Below are 2801 nucleotides of genomic sequence, written 5' to 3' on the forward strand. Positions count from 1 at the left end.
GCGCTGCTCGCCGGCAGCGGCTGGGTCGCCGACGGCGGCAGCGGCGGCGTTGCCGTGCGCGAAGCCGGGTCCGGCGACGAACAGCGGCTGTCGACGATCGTCGTGACCGGCGAAAAGATCGACCGGCCGCTGCATGAGACGACGACCGCGGTCAGCGTGCTCCGCGACGACGCGACCGACAGCGGCCAAACGCGCTCGGTCTACGACCTCGCCGGCCGCGTGCCGAACGTGATCACGAACGCGGCCGGCCTGCCGTCGATCCGCGGCGTCGCCGGCGCCGGTCCGGCCAACGGCGTGTTCTCGTTCATCTCCGGCGCGCGGCCGCGCATCAGCACGAGCGTCGACGGTGCGGCCGAAACCTGGTCGGGCCAGCGCTACGTCGACGCCGGTCTCTGGGACGTCGAACAGGTCGAGGTGCTGCGCGGGCCGCAGTCGACGACGCAGGGCCGCAACACGATAGCCGGGGCCATTGTGGTCAACACGAAGGATCCGACCTTCGACCGGGAAGCCGCCGCGCGCGCCGGCTACGAGAACGAGGACGGCAAGGCGCTGCTCGCCGGCATGATCTCGGGACCGCTCAGCGACGACGTCGCGTTCCGCGTCGCCGCCGAAAGCCTGCGCGGGCACGGTTTCATCGAGTACGTCGACGCCGACTGGCCCTGGGATCCGTCGCAGATCCGCCGCTACAACCTGCGCGGCAAGCTGCTCTGGAAGCCGCGCGACCTGCCCGGTCTCTCGGTCAAGTTCACGCTGTCGCGCCGCGACCAGAAAGGCGAATACCTCAACACCGTCGACGGTGACGATCTGTTCGCCTACCGCTTCCACGGCATCGCGTCGAACACGCGCTACCAGGACTCGTCGAACACGACGGCAACCGCCGACGCGGCCTATGCGTTCTCCGACGCGTGGTCGGGCCATTTCCTCTACAGCCGCGGCGACTATTCGGCGCACTTCCAGGAATCCGGCACGGATCGCTTCTCGCTCGATCTCGATGAAACCAGCGACACGCTGGAAGCGCGCTTCGTCCACGCGCCGCGCGACAGCGCGAGTCACGGCGTGATCGGCGCGTACTACTACCGCCGCGCGCAGGATCTGCTCGCGGCGCCCGACGGCTTCGTCGGCGACGATCACGTGACGACGGCCGCGCTGTTCGGCGACGGCACGCTCGCGCTCGGCGAACGCTGGAAGCTGCTCGCCGGCGGACGCTTCGAGCGCGAACGCCAGGAGCGCGACGTGATCGCATGGCCGGGCCGGCCGTGGCAGGGCCGCGTGCTCACCGACATCAGCGATCCGATCTTCCTGCCGAAGCTCGGCGCCAGTGTCGACCTCGCACCGGCGACGACGCTGAGCCTGACCGGCCGCAAGGGCTACAACGCCGGCGGCGGCAGCATCGACTGGATCACGAGCGAGTTCTACGAGTACGAAAAGGAAGAAGTGGAAACGTACGAACTCGGCCTGCGTTCGCAGCCGGGCGACGGGCGCCTGCAGCTCGCCGCGAATCTGTTCCACAGCGACTACGACGGCTATCAGGCACTGCTGGACCGCCGCTTCGTCAACGTCCCGCGCGGCCGCAGCCGCGGCGCCGAGTTCGAGGCGACCGCCCGGCTCTCCGAGCGCTTCGAACTCAACGGCTCGGTCGGCTGGCTCGATACCGAAGTCACGCGCGCCGACGCAGCGAACCCGCAGATCCTCGGCAACGAGTTCAACAATGCGCCGCACCTGACCGCGAGTCTCGGCTTCAAGGCCTATGCGGGCGAGCACGTGTTCTTCGGCGCGCAGCTCAACCGCGTCGGCCGCTATTTCTCGGAAATCGACAACGACCCGGCCCTGCGCGCGGGCGGCTACACGCTGGCCAACATCGATGCCGGCTACGAGACCACGCACTGCACGGTGCGCGCCTACGTCCGGAATCTCACGAACGAGGACGTGCTGTATTACCGCACGTCGAGCCTGGGCCAGGTCGGCGCGCCGCGCACGTTCGGCGTGATCGTCGACTGGAGGTATTGAGGTTCAGGAAACGGGAACCGAACGGCAAAACCCGTCCCCACCCACGCCCTCCCCTTGGAGGGGAGGGTAAAGAGCTACCAATCCGCGCGAATCCGATTCCCGTCCTGCTTGCGGTCCCACGCGCGCAGGTCGTCGCGGATGTGCGAGATGCGCTGGCGGCCGAGCGCGTTGCGCTCTTCGTCGAGCACGACGGCGTCGAGCAGTTCGGCCAGACGCTGCGCGGTCGGCAGCATCGTGTCCCAGGCGTCGAGTGCGGGCAGCGGGCCCGGCAGCGCCATGAAGAAGCTCAGGCCCGGCGTGCTGAGCTCGTCGATGCGGCTCATGTCGAAATGGCCGGGCTTGACCATGTTCGCCGCGCTGAAGATCGGGCCGAGTTCGCGCTTGCCGTCGACGAGGCGATGGAAGATGCCGAGGTCGCCGAACTCGAGACCGCATTTTTCCGCCGCGACGACGAGATCCGCGCCGCGGATCGTCTGGCCCGCGCGCGCGGCGATGAACAGCGTGACGATGCGTTCGACCGGCTGTTCGACGCGCTGTCCGACACTCGATCGCGGCGGCATCTGGAACAGGTCGTCGGACTTCGGTGCGCGCGGACGCGCGGAATCATCGTCGCCGCGCTCGTCCGCGTCGAACGCGCGGCCGTCGTCGTCGGTCGCGCGCATCGACGGCAGACCGTCGTCCGCCTCGTCGCCGCCGAGCGTCGGCTCGCGCCGCTCGACGAGGCGAACGTCGGCCGCTTCTCGAGCATGGTCAACGAAATGTCCGAGCACGTGCAGTTCCTGTTCGTGTCGCAC

At 68.8% G+C, this 2801-nt stretch carries 2 protein-coding genes; one reads left to right on the forward strand and one right to left on the reverse strand.

What is annotated here, in order from left to right:
* On the forward strand, positions 1-2007 hold a 2007-nt coding region (locus tag VLF18_RS09265), incomplete at its 5' end, for a TonB-dependent receptor (protein WP_325279341.1).
* 74 nt (positions 2008-2081) lie between these two features.
* On the opposite strand, the gene zipA is transcribed toward VLF18_RS09265, so the two are convergent.
* Positions 2082-2801 (reverse strand): cell division protein ZipA (gene zipA / locus VLF18_RS09270; RefSeq protein WP_414717206.1); only part of this gene is annotated, 720 nt, incomplete at its 5' end.

It is taken from the genome of Tahibacter sp. (assembly GCF_035481375.1).
Lineage (GTDB): Bacteria > Pseudomonadota > Gammaproteobacteria > Xanthomonadales > Rhodanobacteraceae > Tahibacter.